Source organism: Burkholderia paludis (genome assembly GCF_000732615.1).
GTDB classification, from domain to species: domain Bacteria; phylum Pseudomonadota; class Gammaproteobacteria; order Burkholderiales; family Burkholderiaceae; genus Burkholderia; species Burkholderia paludis.
Window position 1 is genome coordinate 141,113 of sequence record NZ_JPGL01000015.1, and the last position, 15,007, is coordinate 156,119.

General features: G+C 65.8%; 11 protein-coding genes. 8 read left to right on the forward strand and 3 right to left on the reverse strand.

Features of this window, described 5'->3' with window-relative positions:
- Positions 1 to 25: 25 nt before the first annotated feature.
- On the forward strand, positions 26 to 574 hold the full coding sequence (locus GQ56_RS44190) for a hypothetical protein (RefSeq protein ID WP_152601737.1): 549 nt from the start codon (positions 26 to 28) through the stop codon (positions 572 to 574).
- 318 nt (positions 575 to 892) lie between these two features.
- Here the strand turns inward: GQ56_RS44190 and GQ56_RS0111680 are convergent, their stop codons facing one another.
- The gene (locus GQ56_RS0111680) at positions 893 to 1,126 is read right to left on the reverse strand and encodes a hypothetical protein (protein ID WP_011549124.1); all 234 of its coding nucleotides are present in this window, start codon (positions 1,124 to 1,126) and stop codon (positions 893 to 895) included.
- A 520-nt stretch (positions 1,127 to 1,646) separates the two neighbouring features.
- Between GQ56_RS0111680 and GQ56_RS39310 the strand changes: the two genes are divergently transcribed.
- Positions 1,647 to 1,943 (forward strand): YrhB domain-containing protein, encoded by a 297-nt coding sequence (locus tag GQ56_RS39310; protein WP_043301305.1) that lies wholly within the window; start codon positions 1,647 to 1,649, stop codon positions 1,941 to 1,943.
- Positions 1,944 to 2,103: 160 nt separating this feature from the next.
- Here GQ56_RS39310 and GQ56_RS0111690 read toward each other — a convergent pair whose 3' ends face one another.
- Positions 2,104 to 3,018: a glutaminase gene (locus GQ56_RS0111690; RefSeq protein WP_031398827.1), complete on the reverse strand. Its 915-nt coding sequence runs from the start codon at positions 3,016 to 3,018 to the stop codon at positions 2,104 to 2,106.
- Positions 3,019 to 3,238: 220 nt separating this feature from the next.
- Between GQ56_RS0111690 and GQ56_RS0111695 the strand changes: the two genes are divergently transcribed.
- The 3 genes from GQ56_RS0111695 to GQ56_RS0111705 all read left to right on the forward strand — a co-directional run bounded on the left by GQ56_RS0111695 (position 3,239) and on the right by GQ56_RS0111705 (position 6,062).
- Positions 3,239 to 3,949 carry a response regulator gene (locus GQ56_RS0111695; RefSeq protein WP_031398828.1) on the forward strand — a complete coding sequence of 237 codons (711 nt, stop codon included), beginning with the start codon at positions 3,239 to 3,241 and terminating at the stop codon, positions 3,947 to 3,949.
- Positions 3,950 to 4,013: 64 nt separating this feature from the next.
- Positions 4,014 to 5,144 (forward strand): ATP-binding protein, encoded by a 1,131-nt coding sequence (locus GQ56_RS0111700; protein ID WP_031398829.1) that lies wholly within the window; start codon positions 4,014 to 4,016, stop codon positions 5,142 to 5,144.
- Positions 5,145 to 5,438: 294 nt separating this feature from the next.
- Positions 5,439 to 6,062, forward strand: a complete 624-nt coding sequence (locus tag GQ56_RS0111705; RefSeq protein WP_031398830.1) for an FMN-dependent NADH-azoreductase — start codon at positions 5,439 to 5,441, stop codon at positions 6,060 to 6,062.
- Positions 6,063 to 6,119: 57 nt separating this feature from the next.
- Here the strand turns inward: GQ56_RS0111705 and GQ56_RS0111710 are convergent, their stop codons facing one another.
- A complete protein-coding gene (locus GQ56_RS0111710) occupies positions 6,120 to 8,507 on the reverse strand; it encodes a patatin-like phospholipase family protein (RefSeq protein WP_031398831.1) in 2,388 nt (795 codons plus the stop codon).
- A 270-nt stretch (positions 8,508 to 8,777) separates the two neighbouring features.
- Here GQ56_RS0111710 and mreB point away from each other — a divergent pair, with 270 nt between their 5' ends.
- From mreB to GQ56_RS0111725, 3 genes are all read left to right on the forward strand, one after another.
- On the forward strand, positions 8,778 to 9,812 hold the full coding sequence (mreB, locus tag GQ56_RS0111715; RefSeq protein ID WP_031398832.1) for a rod shape-determining protein: 1,035 nt from the start codon (positions 8,778 to 8,780) through the stop codon (positions 9,810 to 9,812).
- A gap of 271 nt (positions 9,813 to 10,083) precedes the next feature.
- On the forward strand, positions 10,084 to 10,716 hold the full coding sequence (locus GQ56_RS0111720; RefSeq protein WP_052007251.1) for a YdcF family protein: 633 nt from the start codon (positions 10,084 to 10,086) through the stop codon (positions 10,714 to 10,716).
- A gap of 659 nt (positions 10,717 to 11,375) precedes the next feature.
- On the forward strand, positions 11,376 to 15,007 hold a 3,632-nt coding region (locus GQ56_RS0111725), incomplete at its 3' end, for a beta strand repeat-containing protein (protein WP_043301311.1).

The following is a 15,007-nucleotide window of genomic DNA, read 5'->3' on the forward strand; positions in this document are numbered from 1 at the left end:
GGTCATTTAATCAAGGATTTCCCTGTTGATTTCAGCAGCGAAGCACGGGCATGACAAATCAACCCAAAAAAATAAAAGCACAATGAAAAATATTGCAATATTTTTGAAATTAATAATGGCGCTCGGGCTGTCGACGTGGGCATTGAACGGCGCTGCATTCTTACCGGTCATGTATTCGAAGGCAATATCGATTCGCTTCGACGAGGGGAGCTTCGATCTATCAGCTGACGAGAAAGCTCGCTTGATCAAGCTTATTGAACACAAAGATGACTTTCTATCATTGAACGCTTTTCTCGTCATTGCACATGGAGACGAGGAGTCAAGCGAGGCAAATCGAGAGGCTCAGGCGATGCTTGCCGGTGCGCGGGCAAATTCGGTCAACAACTTCTATGCTGAGCACGCGGCACTTGAGTTCCATGAGCTAATTCACACGTTCACGGAGCCAATAACACACAAAAACGTTGCGAACGAAGCCGGTCGTGCGACCGTCTTGATCCAGGGATTCTGTCGGCCCGGAAATGATACGGTATGTAAAGAACATTGGCCTCCGAGCCAGACTATAGAGCGCGAATAGGCATCGATTGGTAGAGGAAGGTCAGAAGGAGTGTGTGGCGTAGGTCCAGGCGTAGGTTTGCGCCCGTGGCCTTATCAGAGAAGCCGCAGGTACTGCTGCATCGTTGGGGTGACGGGTGCAGGTGTTGCTGCGGGTTGCGTGCTCATGTGACCGGGAAAAGTTGCTTTGGCCGCCCGAGTTTACCAGTGGGCTGGACGGGATCGAAGTTCGCCATCCGGCCATGCGTTGGGGAGGCCAAGCGGCGGCATCCGGCCAGGAACGGCCGTTCGACACAGCTTTTTAGATCGTCGACAATCGGTGCAGATAAGGGCGTAGCCTTTAGCGGTTACCGTCGATCAGATCGTTCAGCAGCGCATCGAACGCGGCCTGTGCGTCTTCAAGTTCCTGCAGGGCGGCATCAAAGGTTTGCAGCGCGAACGGCGAAGGCTCGCCGCTGCCTTGCGGCGGAAATTGCTTCTGCATCGAGGCGAACGTACTCTGCACGCGCAGCGTGGCGGCCACCATGCGCTCCATCGCCTGGGTTTCTTCGGCTCGGGCCTGTTCCGGATTCATTCCACTCTCCTTGGATGGTTTTCTTGAGGACCAGATCGTACACGCTGTGTCCGTTCTTGCCGCCCTTGGCAGAACGACACCATTGAAGGTTCCAACGGCACGCTGCGCGAGAAGCGATTTAATCGGGAATGATTCCGCAGTCGCGCCGGGGCCAAGATACTCATCGAGCGTGGCTACAAAATCCCGCCGCAGGTCACAACGATTGGCCGCTTTGGATGAATCTGAAGAGCCGTTCAGGGTCGGTCACGGCCAATCCCCAAAAGGGCAGGCGTAGGTCTTGACGTAGCTTTTGGCGCCGGGCCTTGTCACTTAAGGTGCGGGCTACTGCATCATTGTAGTGACCGTCGCAGGTGCCGCTGCGTGCTCACGTGACCGGAAAAATTTGCTTTGGCAGCCCGAGCTTACCAACGGCCCTAAAACGGGATCGCTCGAAGTTCGCCATCCGGCCACAATCGGCCATTCGACTTCGGTATCAGAATTGTTGACAATCGGTTCGCACATACAACCACACCAACGTCTGATGGAACTAACAGCCGAGCAAGCAAAGGAAGTTGCGCAACGCGCCATCACCAAGGCGGGTTGGGAAGGCAGCGACGCGGTTGTCGTCGACAAATACACCCAAGAGTTCGATGTCGGCTGGGTCTTCTACTACCAGTCAGCTCGTTTTCTCGAAACGGGAGAGTTTGGTTTCTCGCTGGTCGGAAACGCTCCCATCTTTGTTGGTCGCGTGGGTGGGTATTCCGCCTTCATCAGCTACCTCAGGCCCGTTGTCGAATCCATCGAAGCCTTCCGCGCCTGCGGAAATGCAAACGCGTAGTCGACAATGGCAAATACGGCACAAATTTTTGAGTGGCCGCTTGTGAGGGGCGCGTGAAGGGCTGCCCGGAGGCGACTGCGGCCAAATGGCCCCCCCATTGAGCACGCCAAGATTCCCCTCCCGCCGTTATACGGAAAGAGACCCGCTCGACTCCGCCCCCTCAAAAAATCGACCTCCCGGTATAAGTCGTCAACCACTCCAGCGCCAACGTCCCCGCCAGCGAATTCCCGTTCGCATCGAGCCCCGGCGCCCACACGCACACCGCCATCTCCCCAGGCAGCACCGCCACAATCCCGCCCCCGACACCGCTTTTCGCCGGCAGCCCGACGCGATACACGAAATCGCCGGCCGCATCGTAGGTGCCGCAGGTCAGCATCAGCGCCGACAGCCGTTTCGCGGAACTCGAGTCGACGATCTGCTCGCCCGTCACCGGCGCGACGCCGCCGTTCGCGAGGAACAGCGCGGCGCGCGCGAGTTCCACGCAGTTCATCGTGATCGCACACTGCCGGCAATATGCATCGATCACCGTGTCGGGCGGCATCTGCATGTTGCCGAAGCTCGCCATGAAGTGCGCCATCGCGCGATTGCGTTCCGCGTGCTGCAGCTCCGACAGCGCGACGCGCGAATCGTAGTCGATGTCGGTCGCGCCGATCAGCCGCCGCACGAATTCCACGAGCGCCGTTTCGGCCTTCACGAAGCGGCGGCACAGCACGTCGGTGACGACCAGCGCGCCGGCGTTGATGAACGGATTGCGCGGCTTGCCGCGCTCGCTTTCGAGCTGGACCAGCGAATTGAACGCGTTGCCGGACGGCTCGCGGCCGACCCGTTCCCACAGCGCGTCACCCAGCAGCTGGAAGGCGAGCGTGCACGCGAACAGCTTCGAAATGCTCTGGATCGAAAAGCGCTCGTACGCGTCGCCGACGGTGCAAACGGCTCCGTCCAGCGTCACCACGGCCATCCCGAACTTGTCGGCGGGCACTTTCGCGAGTTCGGGAATGTAGTCTGCAACCCGCCCCTGGCCGATCCAGGGGGCGAGTTCGGTGTGGATGCGTTCGAGAATCGGTTGGTAATTCATCACGTCTGGCAGGGTAGGGGCGCGGTCCGGATTTCGGCGAGCCCGTATGGAACCGTCCCCACGCCGATTCGTCAAGCACGGGTGATGTCGCCCCGTTATTTTCAAGACCTCCAAACGGGCAACCGGCGGGCGCAGTATCATGCGGTACGTTTCGGCCAATGGCCGGCGTCCGGCATCGGCCGGCGCCGCCTCGGCTTCCCCGTTGAACCGACCGCTGCCCATGTCTTTTCGCATCCTGCTCGTCGAAGACGACACCCGCTTGTCCACGCTGATCGCTGGCTACCTGCGCAAGAACGACTACGACGTCGATACTGTGCTGCATGGTGACGCCGCGGTGCCGGCGATCCTGTCCCTTCGTCCCGATCTCGTCATCCTCGACGTGAACCTGCCAGGCAAGGACGGTTTCGAAATCTGCCGTGAAGCGCGCAAGCAGTACGATGGCGTGATCATCATGGTGACGGCCCGCGACGAGCCGTTCGACGAACTGCTCGGCCTCGAGTTCGGCGCGGACGACTACGTGCACAAGCCGGTCGAGCCGCGCATCCTGCTCGCGCGGATCAAGGCGCAGTTGCGCCGCGCGCCGGCGCGCGCGGTCGAGAGCACCGCACCGCAGCCCGAGCGCTACGCGTTCGGCAAGTTCTCGATCGACCGCACCGACCGCACGGTCGTGCTGCCCGACGGCAGCACGCCCGATCTGACGTCGGCCGAATTCGACCTGCTGTGGGCGCTGGTGTGCCATGCGGGCGAAGTCGTCAGCCGCGACGACCTGATGCTGCAGTTGCGCGGCGTCGAGTTCGACGGCCTCGACCGGACGATCGACGGGCGCATCTCGAAGCTGCGCCGCAAGCTGCGCGACGATGCGAGCAACCCGCAGCGCATCAAGACGATCCGCAGCAAGGGCTACCAATTCAGCAAGCACGCATGGGAATGACACTGCCTTCGCGCGACGCCGTCACGATCCTTGCGGGCGTTGCGCCGGCCGGCCGGGAGCCGCGATGATCCGACGCACCGGTTCGCACCCCGATGCACCGCCGCTGCCGACGCTGCGCTACGTCAAATGGCGCTGGCTGCATTTCCGCCGCGCGTGGACCGACACGCGCGCGGACCGCATCCCGAGCTGGTCGCGCCTGTACGTGCGCACCTATCTGCATCTGCTCGGGCTCGTGCTGCTGACCGCGCTCGTGCCGGCGCTCGCGCTGTGCGTCGAACTGTCGCCGCAGGTCGTGTGGCACGCGTTCGACCCGCTGCCGGGCGACATCTGGGTCGTGCTGGTATTCGTGTTCGCCGCGCCCGCGCTCGCGGCGTACCGCTGGATGCGGCCCGTGTGGTCGGATCTCGTGATGGTGCGCGAACGCGCGATCGATTTCACGGGCGGGCGCTTCAATACACGCGCGCGCGAATCGCACAGCGTGATCATCGGTCCGCTCGCACGGACGCTGAACGCACTCGCGATGCGCATGGAGCGGCTGATCGCCGCGCAGCGCGATCTCACGAACGGCATCTCGCACGAGTTGCGTACGCCGCTCGCGCGCGTGCGTTTCGCGCTCGAAATGCTGCGCGAGCCCGGCTCCGCGGCGGAATACCACGGGGCGCTCGAAAGCATCGCGCAAGACGTGACCGAACTTGAGGAGCTGATCGACATGAGCCTCACGTATGCGCGGCTCGAATACAGCTCGCTGCAGTCGAATCTCGAGATGACGGCGCCCGTTGCATGGTTCGAGCACCAGATCAGCGACGCCCAGTTGCTGTATCCGGAGCGCGCGATCGAATCGCGCATCGCGATCGCGTCGGACCTGCGCGTGAAGATGGACCGGCGCCTGATGTCGTACGCGATGCGCAACCTGCTGCGCAATGCCAGCAAGTACGCGAAATCGCAGATCGTCGTCGGGATCTCGCTCGTGCACGGCAACATCGAAATCTTCGTCGAGGACGACGGCCCCGGCGTGCCGGAGAGCGAGCGCGAGCGGATCTTCGACGCGTTCGTGCGCCTCGACCGCCGCACCGGCGGCTACGGGCTCGGCCTGTCGATCACGCGGCAGGTGCTCCACGCCCACAACGGGCGGATCGCGGTGGTCGATCCGGTCGAACTCGGCGGCGCGCGCTTCGAGATCAGCTGGCCGGTCTAGCCGGACGCCGCGCGAGGTCCTTCCTCGCCGCGCCGGCCTTGCCCGGCCATTCCTGTCCTGTCGTTCCTTTTCCGCCGCACTTTCCCCGTACCGATTTCGTCACCGGCGCAATCGCATGAGGATTCGTTTGCCGCGCGTGCGCGCTTTGCATTACGATTGCAATTGCAACTATCTGGGCGGGCCGCGCCGTGAACGCCGAGGCGGGCAGCCCGCGATGCAGCAACGCAGCAGCGAAGCCGGGGCCGCCATGCGTGCCGCCCCTTTGTTCATGCCTTTCAGCACGGGTCATCCATCATGCGGTTATTGAATATCGTGTCTTCTCCCCGCGGCGCCAGGTCGGCGTCGGTTGCTGTCGCCAACGCGTTCGTCGATGCGTATCGCGATGCGGGCGCGCCGGTCGACGTCGATACGCTGAACGTCTGGGAAGAGGATTTGCCGGACTTCGGCAGCGACGCGATCGGCGCAAAGTACAAGGGCGTCGCCAACGCGCCGATGGATGAGGCCGAACAGTCGGTCTGGCGGCGGATCCAGTCGCTCGTGACGCGGTTTCAGGAAGCGGACCGGATCGTCGTCGGCGTGCCGATGTGGAATTTCGGCTATCCGTACAAGCTGAAGCAGCTGATCGATCTCGTCAGCCAGCGGAACATGTTGTTTACCTTCGACGGCAACGCCTACGGCCCGCTGCTGAAGATTCCGCGCGCGCTCGTCATTCATGTGCGCGGGCAAAGCCGGGAAACCGGCGCGGGCGCCGACAATCCGGGGTTTCGGCACCAGGCCGACTACCTCGAATTCTGGCTGAAGTTCATCGGCGTGCAGGAGGTCAGAAGCCTGACCGTCGAACACACGTGGAATGCGATGGCCAGCGACAGCATCGGGCGGGCGCGGGCGCGGGCGGTCGCGATGGCGGCGGATTTCTGATCCGCCGGCGCGGCGCGACGGATGCGCGGATGCCGCCGAAGCGGCATCCGCATGCACTCAGTAGGTACGGCCGAGCTGCAGGTAGAAGTTGCGCCGGCCGCTCGGGGCGAGCGCGACGCCCATGTACACGGGGCCGAACGACGTCGAAAGGCTCACGAAGAACGTATAGCTCTGCTTGAGGGCGCCGCCGCCGACCTTCACGCCGCTCGACCAGACGTTGCCGACTTCCGCGCTGGCGCCGACCGACAGGGCCTTGACCGGCGATGCGTTGAACGACATCAGCTGGTTCATGTAGGTCACGTTCCCGTACGCGAGTTCGTTGCCGTTCAACTGGTCGGCCGCGTAGGCGGCCAGGTGCTGGAAGCCGCCGAGCGTGAAGTTGAACGCATTGATCAGGTTGGTGCCGCCGATGCTCTTGCCGCCCTCGATCGTCGCGCTGATGCTGTGCCGGCCGAACTGCTGCGCGACCATCGCCTTGCCGTAGATCTCCGTGTACGGCGTGTTGGAGATGTTGTCGGCGAAGTCCTGTGCCGACTGGCTGTTGTTCGATATGAGCGAGCGTTCGACGCGCAGGTCGGCGTAGTAGCCCCGGCGCGGGAACATCGGATCGTCGAGCTGATCGATCACGAGCCGCGCGCGGGCCGTCAGCGCCTGCGACGTGAAGCTCGGCCACAGCAACGTCTGGCCGCCGTCGTCGAGGCCGAACGGCAGGTTGTAGGTCGGCGTGCCATGCCCGGCCGAATAACCGATACCGATCCGGAAATCGCCGAGCCGCGCGATCGGCAGGCCGAAATCGATCCCGACGCGGGTCGTCTGCATCTGGTACTGCGTCAGCTTCACGTCGCCGCTGTCGTCGTACAGGTTCGCGTAGCGGCGCTGGTACTCGGCGTAGGGCGACAGGTAGAAGCCGTAGGTCGACGACAGCGGCTGGCGCAACTCGACGCGCGCCGACTGCAGGTCGCTGCCGATCGTCGTATCCGCACGGAATTCGAGCCCCGATTCGGTGAGCCACGGCCGCCGGTAGCCGACGTGCAGGCGGAAGCCGCCTTCGTCGGTCGAACTGCTCGACAGGCCGAGCCCGAACAGCAGGAAGTTCGGTCCCCAGTATTTTTCCCGCGCGTTGATCTCGAGCACGTTGTCGTCGCCGTGGCTCACGATCTGCTGCGTGACGCTCTCGAAGTTGCCGCCCGTCGTCAGCCCGAGCAGGTCCTGGCTGACCTCCTTCGGGTCGTAGATGTCGCCGGGCTTCACGTGCAGCGCGTTGCTGACGACCCGCTTCGGCACGCCGCCGGAGGTCTGGATGACGATGCGCGTGATCCGGATCGGCGGCGGCAGCGGCTGTGCGTGCGCGGACCGGTAGACGGCGTAATCCTCAGGGGAAAGCGCGAATTGCCTGAGCCGCGGCAGCGCCGCGGTGGCGGCGGCCGCGCCGGCGGCGATCGCCTGCTTCGCGTTCTGGAAATCGGTGAACGCGAGCGAGCCGAGGTCCGGCGTGAGCAGCACGTCCTGTGCGTCGAGCTGCTTGCGCTGGGCGGTCACGTTCTGGCGGATCAGGATGCCGACCATCTGCTGCATCACGTCGGCGGGCGACGCGAGCGCATCGAGCGGGCGCAGTTGCGAACCGATGTCGACGGCGATCACGACGTTCGAGCCCATCTGCCGCACGGTGTCGACGGGCAGGTTGCTGACGAGGCCGCCATCCACAAGCGCGCGCCCGTTGATCTCGGCCGGTGCGAACAGGCCGGGCATCGCCATGCTCGCGCGGATCGCGAGCGGCAGCGAGCCGTGGTCGAGCACCACCATCTGGCCCGTCTGCAGATCGGTCGCGACCGCGCGGTACGGGATCGGCAGGCGGTCGAACGGCTGGTTGGTCGGCACGGCGGCCGTCCAGTCCGCGAGCAGCGCCTGCAGCCGGTTGCCCTGCACGAGGCCGACCGGCGCCTTCACGCCTTTCTTGCCGAAGCCGAGCGTCAGCCCGTTGATGTACAGGCGTTCGTCCTCCCGGCTGGTTTGCGGCAGGTCCGCGCGGTCCGTCACGTCGAACGCGATATCCGCGAGGTCGACCTCCGACAGCCGCTTCTGCATCTCGCCGGCGGCCATCCCGCTCGCATACAGGCCGCCGACCACGGCGCCCATGCTGGTGGCCGCGATGCAGTCGATCGGAATCCGGTTGTCCTCCAGCACCTTCAGGACCCCGAGGTGTGCGTAGCCGCGCGCGCCGCCGCCGGACAGCACGAGGCCGACCGACGGCCGGCCGGCCGGGCCGCCGTCGGCCTTGCAGGACTGGACGGGCTCGACAGCCGGCGCGCTTGCGGCGGCGATCGGGGCGGCGGCGGGTTGGGCGGCCGGCAGCGGTTGTGCGGCGGCCGTGCAGCACCAGAAGGCGACGAGCGTCGTGCAAAGCGGGCGCACCCGCGCCCAGCGGAGGAAAACGTTCGCTGTCATGGAGGACATACCTGGCGTGATCGGGCGTCTGAAGCCTGCCGGGAGCAGGCAAGACCGAGAGATTACCGTGTTTTACAGAGGTAATGCGAGCGGTCGTTGCGTAGCCAGATGCGCGCCGAACGGCATTTTTGACAATTGAGTCGCGAAAAAATCATCGGAATTGCCTAAAGTATCGGAACGATTTGCCGCTAAGGTCGTGATGGGGCGGCACGGACGCGCTGCGGGAATGCGGTGCGGCTGCCCGGCCCGTTCGCTTACAAAGGTTTTGATATGTCGACACCGCTGTTCGGAAAGTTGTTTGCGCAACCCGTTGCGATCGACCCTGGAACGGCGAGTACACGGATTTACACGCACGAGCGCGGCGTGGTGCTGAACCAGCCGTCGGTCGTCTGTTTCCGCAAGGCCGGCGCGACCGACGCGCGGCCGACGCTCGAAGCCGTCGGCGAACTCGCGAAGGCGCTGCTGGGCCGTGAGCCGGGGCATCTGGAAGCCGTGCGGCCGATGCGGCACGGGGTGATCGCCGACGCGCACGCGGCCGAGCAGATGATCCGCAGTTTCATCGACATGTCGCGTACGCGTTCGCGCTTCGGCCGCCGCGTGGAGGTCACGCTGTGCGTGCCGTCCGACGCCACGGCGGTGGAGCGGCGCGCGATCCGCGAGGCCGCGTTCGCGGCTGGCGTATCGGAGGTCGAACTGATCGAGGAGTCGCTGGCCGCCGGGCTCGGCGCGGGCCTGCCGGTTACCGAGGCGGTCGGCTCGATGGTCGTCGACATCGGCGGCGGGACGACCGAAGTCGCGGTGATCGCGCTCGGCGGCATCGTCTACCGCGAGGCGATCCGCGTCGGCGGCAGCCAGTTCGACGCGGCGATCGTCAACCACGTGCGCAACCTGTACGGCGTGCTGCTCGGCGAGCAGACGGCCGAGCACGTGAAGAAGACGATCGGCTCGGCCACCAGCGCGTTGCCGCGCACGTCGACGCGTGCGGTCGGGCGCGGCGTCGGCGACGGCCTGCCGCGCTCGGTCGAGCTGTCGAACCATGACGTCGCGGATGCGTTGGCCGCGCCGCTCAAGCAGGTGATCGGCGCGGTGAAGTCGGTGCTGGAAAACGCGCCGGCCGAGCTCGTGACCGACATCGCGAATCGCGGCGTGGTGCTGACCGGCGGCGGCGCGCTGCTCGCGGGCCTCGAGCGCCTGCTGTACGACGAGACCGGGCTCGCGGCCCGGATCGCCGACGAGCCGGCCACCTGCGCGGTGCGTGGCGCCGGCGAGGCGATGGGGCGGCTCGCGATGTGCCCGGTCGACTGATTCGGGCCGCGACGGGCCGACCAGGCCGTCAGTCTTGGCACGGTAGTCCGTACGCTTTCAGTTTCCCTTCGGTTTCCTGATGGCCGGCCCGCGTCGCCGGGCATTTGTTCCGGCCCTCTTGCCGGAAAGCCGCGCCGTCCGGCTGCGGCCTGTCGCGTGGACACCCGGGCATGCGTCATGCTAGCGTTACGCGCCCGTGCGGGGCGGGTCCGCCCACGCCCGACGACCTGAGAGACCGACTACCTTGAAAATCCAAACCAAACGGGGCTTCATGGCCCGAACCGGCCGTGTGCTGGCCGCCGTCGCATGCATCTGGATCGCCGCCGCCGTGGTGCTCGTCGCGTACGGGATGCGGATGCCGAGCGAGCCGGCCGACGTCGCCGTGATCTTCGGCAACGCGCTCGACGAGACCGGCGCGCCGAAGCCGGTGCTGGCCGCGCGGCTCGACGTCGGCGTGCGCTGCTACCGCACGGGGCAGTGCCCGGCGTTTCTGGTCAGCGGCGCGATCGACGGCCCGGGGCTGAACGAGGCGACCGCGATGCGCGACTATCTCGTGGCGCGCGGCGTGCCGGCGGACCGGATCGCCGTCGACGACCAGGGCGACAACACGCTCGCCACCGCGCAGCACACGCTCGCGTTTCTGCAGGCGCACCGCCTGTCGCGGGTTCTGATCGTCAGCCAGTACTACCACCTCGCACGGGTGCGCCTCGCGTTCGAGCGCGTGGGCATCGCACGGGCGAACATCTCCGCCGCCTATCCGCGCCGCTTTCAGTGGCGCGACGTCTATTCGAGCTGGCGCGAAGTGCCGGCCTATGTGGTGTACGCGGTGCGCCTGTGGGTGAATCCCGATGCCCGGCCGGTTTCGTTCCGGCCGATGCTTTACCTGATGAGCCTGTTTTCCTGAGACGGCGCGCCGTTCAGTCGGCCGGGACGATGTGTTCGATGCTTTCGACGCTTTCGATCCGAATCGGTCGAGCGCGGCGCGGGTTTTCCGGCCGATGCGCAGCAGAAATCTCAGCCGGCGATATAGGCCGGATCGACGGCTTTCGGAGAGGTGGCCGACCGGATGTGAATCGTATTGTTTCGGGTTTATCCGGATGCGGAATTGTTGTGTCGTGGAAAATGACAGGGGTAATTGGTGCGTAATTTCGTTTCCGTGTAAGGATATGGTGATTGTCGATTTAATTAAATGAAAACAAGCTGACGAAGGATGTGTGAATTTCTTTGTATTAAGCGCTTTCTGAAATAAAATAATTCGCGCTTGTTTGTCATCGATTCAATTGTAAAAAGATCGACTGGAAAACCCTGTTTTTTTGATGTAGCCTTGTCTGACAAAAGCAGGGCGGTAATCAAATCAACCAGAAAGTCGCTGCAAAAGAAAACAGGGGCCATCGACATGTCAATCGAGTAGTTTCACGCCTGCCTTCAAGGGCCAATTCAAGATTCATCCATCAATAAGCCGACGTCGCATTGCGACGGCCGGAGCGGATGATTTCGTCTGCGATTTCCTGCCGGCGACCGTCCAATTCCGCGGTAATACCAATTCCAATAACGAGGAAAAGCATGAACCTTGCGCGCTCCAGAAAGGCAGGCGAGCCGTTTCCGAGAATCCTGTTGCCGACCGGCATGTTCCTGGCGCTGTCTGGCGCGGGCATCGTCCCGGCATATGCGGTCTGCTCGTCGGCGGGGCCCACCGTGAGCTGCTCGGGTGTCGCGAATCCGCTCGCCCCCAGCTACTCGAACGCCGGCAGCGGCCTGAACGTCACCGTGAACAACGGCGCGTCCCTCGGCGTGCTGCTCGGCGTCGGCGGAACCGCGCTGTCGCTCTCGGGCAGCGGCAACACCGTGGTCAACAACGGCACGATCGACCCGTCCGCGCTCGGCACCGGGCTCGGCGTGCTGTCGAGCGGCATGCTGGTCGGCAACGCGTCGGCGAGCACGACGACCGTCACCAACAACGGCACGATGAAGGGCTCGACCGGCGTCGCCCTGTCGGGCGTCACCGGGATGGCGCTCGGCGTGCAGAACGGCACGGGCGGCACGTCCAATATCACCAACACCGGGGTCATCAGTTCGAACGGGCTGGTCGGCGCGACCCTGGTCGGCTCGGACGCGCCCGTCGTGGTCGCGTATGGCGGCGGGCAGGTCAACTTCAACAACAGCGGCACGATCACGGGCCGCGTGGGGTTCGAGGCGAACGGCACGCCGGGCGCGGGCAATACCTTCACCAACTCGGGCACGATCAACGGCAGCGTGTCGATGGGCGCGAACAGCAACAATACGTTTACCGCGACCACCGGCTCGTCCGTCAATGCAGCCGGCGGCACCGGGGTGGCGCTGAACCTCGGGGTCGGGGTCGTCACGATCGGCCTCGCGGCCACCGGCACGGTGGACGGCGGGCAGGGCGGCAACAACACGCTGGTGCTGACGCAGAACGGCGGCGGGCCGGCGAACGGCTCGATCAACAACAGCAGCTACATCAACTTCCAGAACCTGCAGGTCAACAGCGGGACCTGGACCACGACCGGCGCGTCGAGCGCGACGAATGCCACGCTGAACGGCGGCGTGGCGATCGTCGACAACAATGCGGGGCTCGGCACCGGCACGATCACGGGCAACGGCGGCACGATCCAGGCCGCGAACTCCGGCGTCAGCCTGAGCAACAACGTGACGGTCAACGGGGGCGGGCTGACGGTGCAGGGCGCCAACAATCTCGGGCTGTCGGGCACGGTGAGCGGCAGCGGCGGGATTACGCAGGGCGGCACCGGCACGCTTACGCTGTCGGGCGCGAATACGTATACGGGCGGCACCACGCTGAACAGCGGCGGCATTGTGCTCGGCAACGGCTCGGCGCTGGGTTCCGGCACGCTGACCGTGGCCGGATCGGGCACGCTCGACACCACCGCCAACGTGACGGTCGCCAACAACATCTCGACCAACAGCGGTACGACGCTCACGCTCGGCGGCAGCAACAATCTCGGGCTGTCGGGCGCGATCTCGGGCGCGGGCGGGCTCGTGAAGAACGGCGCGGGCACGACCACGCTGACGGGCGCGAACTCGTACACCGGCAGCACGACGGTCAACAGCGGAACGCTGGCGGTCGGGCCGGGCGGCAGCCTCGCGCCGACGAGCGCGGTCAACATGGCCGGTGTGGGCGCGACGCTCGACATCAGCGGCGCGAACACGAATCAGACGGTGGGCGCGTTGAGCGGGGTGGCGGGTTCGACGGTCTCGCTGGGCGGCAACGGGCTGACGTTCGGCGACAGTACGAACCAGACGTTCGGCGGCACGATCAACGGAACGGGCGGCGTGACGAAGCAAGGCAGCGGCACGGAGACGCTGACGGGCGTGAGCACCTACACGGGCGGCACGACGGTGACGGGGGGCACGCTGGCGATCGGCGCGGGCGGGGGGCTCGCGTCGACGGGCACGGTGACGCTCGCGAACGCGGGGACGGCGCTCGACATCAGCGGCGCGGGCGCGAACCAGTCGATCGGCACGCTGAATGGCGCGGCGGGTTCGAACGTGACGCTCGGCGGCAACTCGCTGACGCTGGGCGGCACCGCGAACGGCACGTTCGGCGGCGCGATCGGCGGCACGGGCGGGATCACGAAGCAAGGTGCAGGCACGGAGACGCTCACGGGTGCGAACACGTACACGGGCGGCACGACGGTGACGGGCGGCACGCTGGCGATCGGCGCGGGCGGGAGTCTGGCGTCGACGGGTGCGGTGACGCTCGCGAACGCGGGCGCGACGCTCGACATCAGCGGCGCGGGCGCGAACCAGACGGTGGGCGCGCTGAGCGGCGTGACGGGCTCGGCGGTCTCGCTGGGCGGCAACGGACTGACCTTCGGCGACAGCACGAACCAGACCTTCGGCGGCGCGATCACCGGCACGGGCGGAATCACGAAGCAGGGCGCGGGCACGGAAACGCTGACGGGCGCGAATACGTACACGGGCGGCACGACGGTCAACGCGGGCATGCTGGCGCTGGGCGCGGGCGGCAGTCTCGCGTCGACCGGCACCGTGAATCTCGCGAATTCGGGCACGACGTTCGACATCAGCGCGTCCGGCGCGAACCAGACGATCGGCGCGCTGACCGGCGCGGCGGGTTCGAACGTCACGCTGGGCAGCAATACGCTGACGCTGGGCGGCAGCACGAACGGTACGTTCGGCGGCACGATCACCGGCACGGGCGGGATCACGAAGCAAGGCGCCGGCACGGAGACGCTGACGGGCACGAATACGTACACGGGCGGCACGACGGTGGCGGGCGGCACGCTGGCGGTGAGCGGGGGCGGCAGCCTCTCGTCGACGGGCGCGGTGAGTCTGACGGGGGCGGGCACGACGCTCGACCTGAGCGGCGCGAGCGCAAACCAGACGATCGGCGCGCTGTCCGGCGCGAGCAATACGACGATTTCGCTGGGCGGCAACAAGCTGACCTTCGGCGACGGGACGAACCAGACCTTCGGCGGCACGATCACCGGCACGGGCGGGATCACCAAGCAGGGCGTGGGCACGGAGACGCTGACGGGCGCGAACACGTACACGGGCGGCACGACGATCAACGGGGGCAAGCTGGCGCTGGGCGCGGGCGGCAGTCTCGGGACGGGCACGGTGTTGCTCGGGAATCCGGGGACGACGCTCGACATCAGCGGTGCAAGCGGCAACCAGACGATCGGCACGCTGATCGGCGCGATGAATTCGAACCTGACGCTCGGCGGCAATTCGCTGACGCTGGGCGGCAGCACGAACGGTACGTTCGGCGGCGCGATCACCGGCACGGGCGGGATCACGAAGCAAGGCGCCGGCACGGAGACGCTGACGGGCACGAATACGTACACGGGCGGCACGACGGTGGCGGGCGGCACGCTGGCGGTGAGCGGGGGCGGCAGCCTCGCATCGACGGGCGCGGTGAGTCTGACGGGGACGGGCACGACGCTCGACCTGAGCGGCGCGAGCACGAACCAGACGATCGGCGCGCTGAGCGGCGTGACGGGCTCGACGGTTTCGCTGGGCGGCAACGGGCTGACGTTCGGCGATAGCACGAACCAGACCTTCGGCGGCGCGATCATCGGCACGGGCGGTGTGACGAAGAATGGTTCGGGAACCGAAACGTTGACCGGCACGAATACGTACACGGGCGGCACGACGATCGCGAACGGCACGCTGGCGGTGGGGGCGGGCGGCAGTCT

Excerpts from the sequence above, each read along its gene's own strand:
- GQ56_RS0111680 (WP_011549124.1), bottom strand. The coding sequence starts at position 1,126 with ATGAATCCGGAACAGGCCCGAGCCGAAGAAACCCAGGCGATGGAGCGC.
- GQ56_RS39310 (WP_043301305.1), top strand. The coding sequence starts at position 1,647 with ATGGAACTAACAGCCGAGCAAGCAAAGGAAGTTGCGCAACGCGCCATC.
- GQ56_RS0111690 (WP_031398827.1), bottom strand. The coding sequence starts at position 3,018 with ATGAATTACCAACCGATTCTCGAACGCATCCACACCGAACTCGCCCCC.
- GQ56_RS0111695 (WP_031398828.1), top strand. The coding sequence starts at position 3,239 with ATGTCTTTTCGCATCCTGCTCGTCGAAGACGACACCCGCTTGTCCACG.
- GQ56_RS0111700 (WP_031398829.1), top strand. The coding sequence starts at position 4,014 with ATGATCCGACGCACCGGTTCGCACCCCGATGCACCGCCGCTGCCGACG.
- GQ56_RS0111705 (WP_031398830.1), top strand. The coding sequence starts at position 5,439 with ATGCGGTTATTGAATATCGTGTCTTCTCCCCGCGGCGCCAGGTCGGCG.
- GQ56_RS0111710 (WP_031398831.1), bottom strand. The coding sequence starts at position 8,507 with ATGACAGCGAACGTTTTCCTCCGCTGGGCGCGGGTGCGCCCGCTTTGC.
- mreB (WP_031398832.1), top strand. The coding sequence starts at position 8,778 with ATGTCGACACCGCTGTTCGGAAAGTTGTTTGCGCAACCCGTTGCGATC.
- GQ56_RS0111720 (WP_052007251.1), top strand. The coding sequence starts at position 10,084 with ATGGCCCGAACCGGCCGTGTGCTGGCCGCCGTCGCATGCATCTGGATC.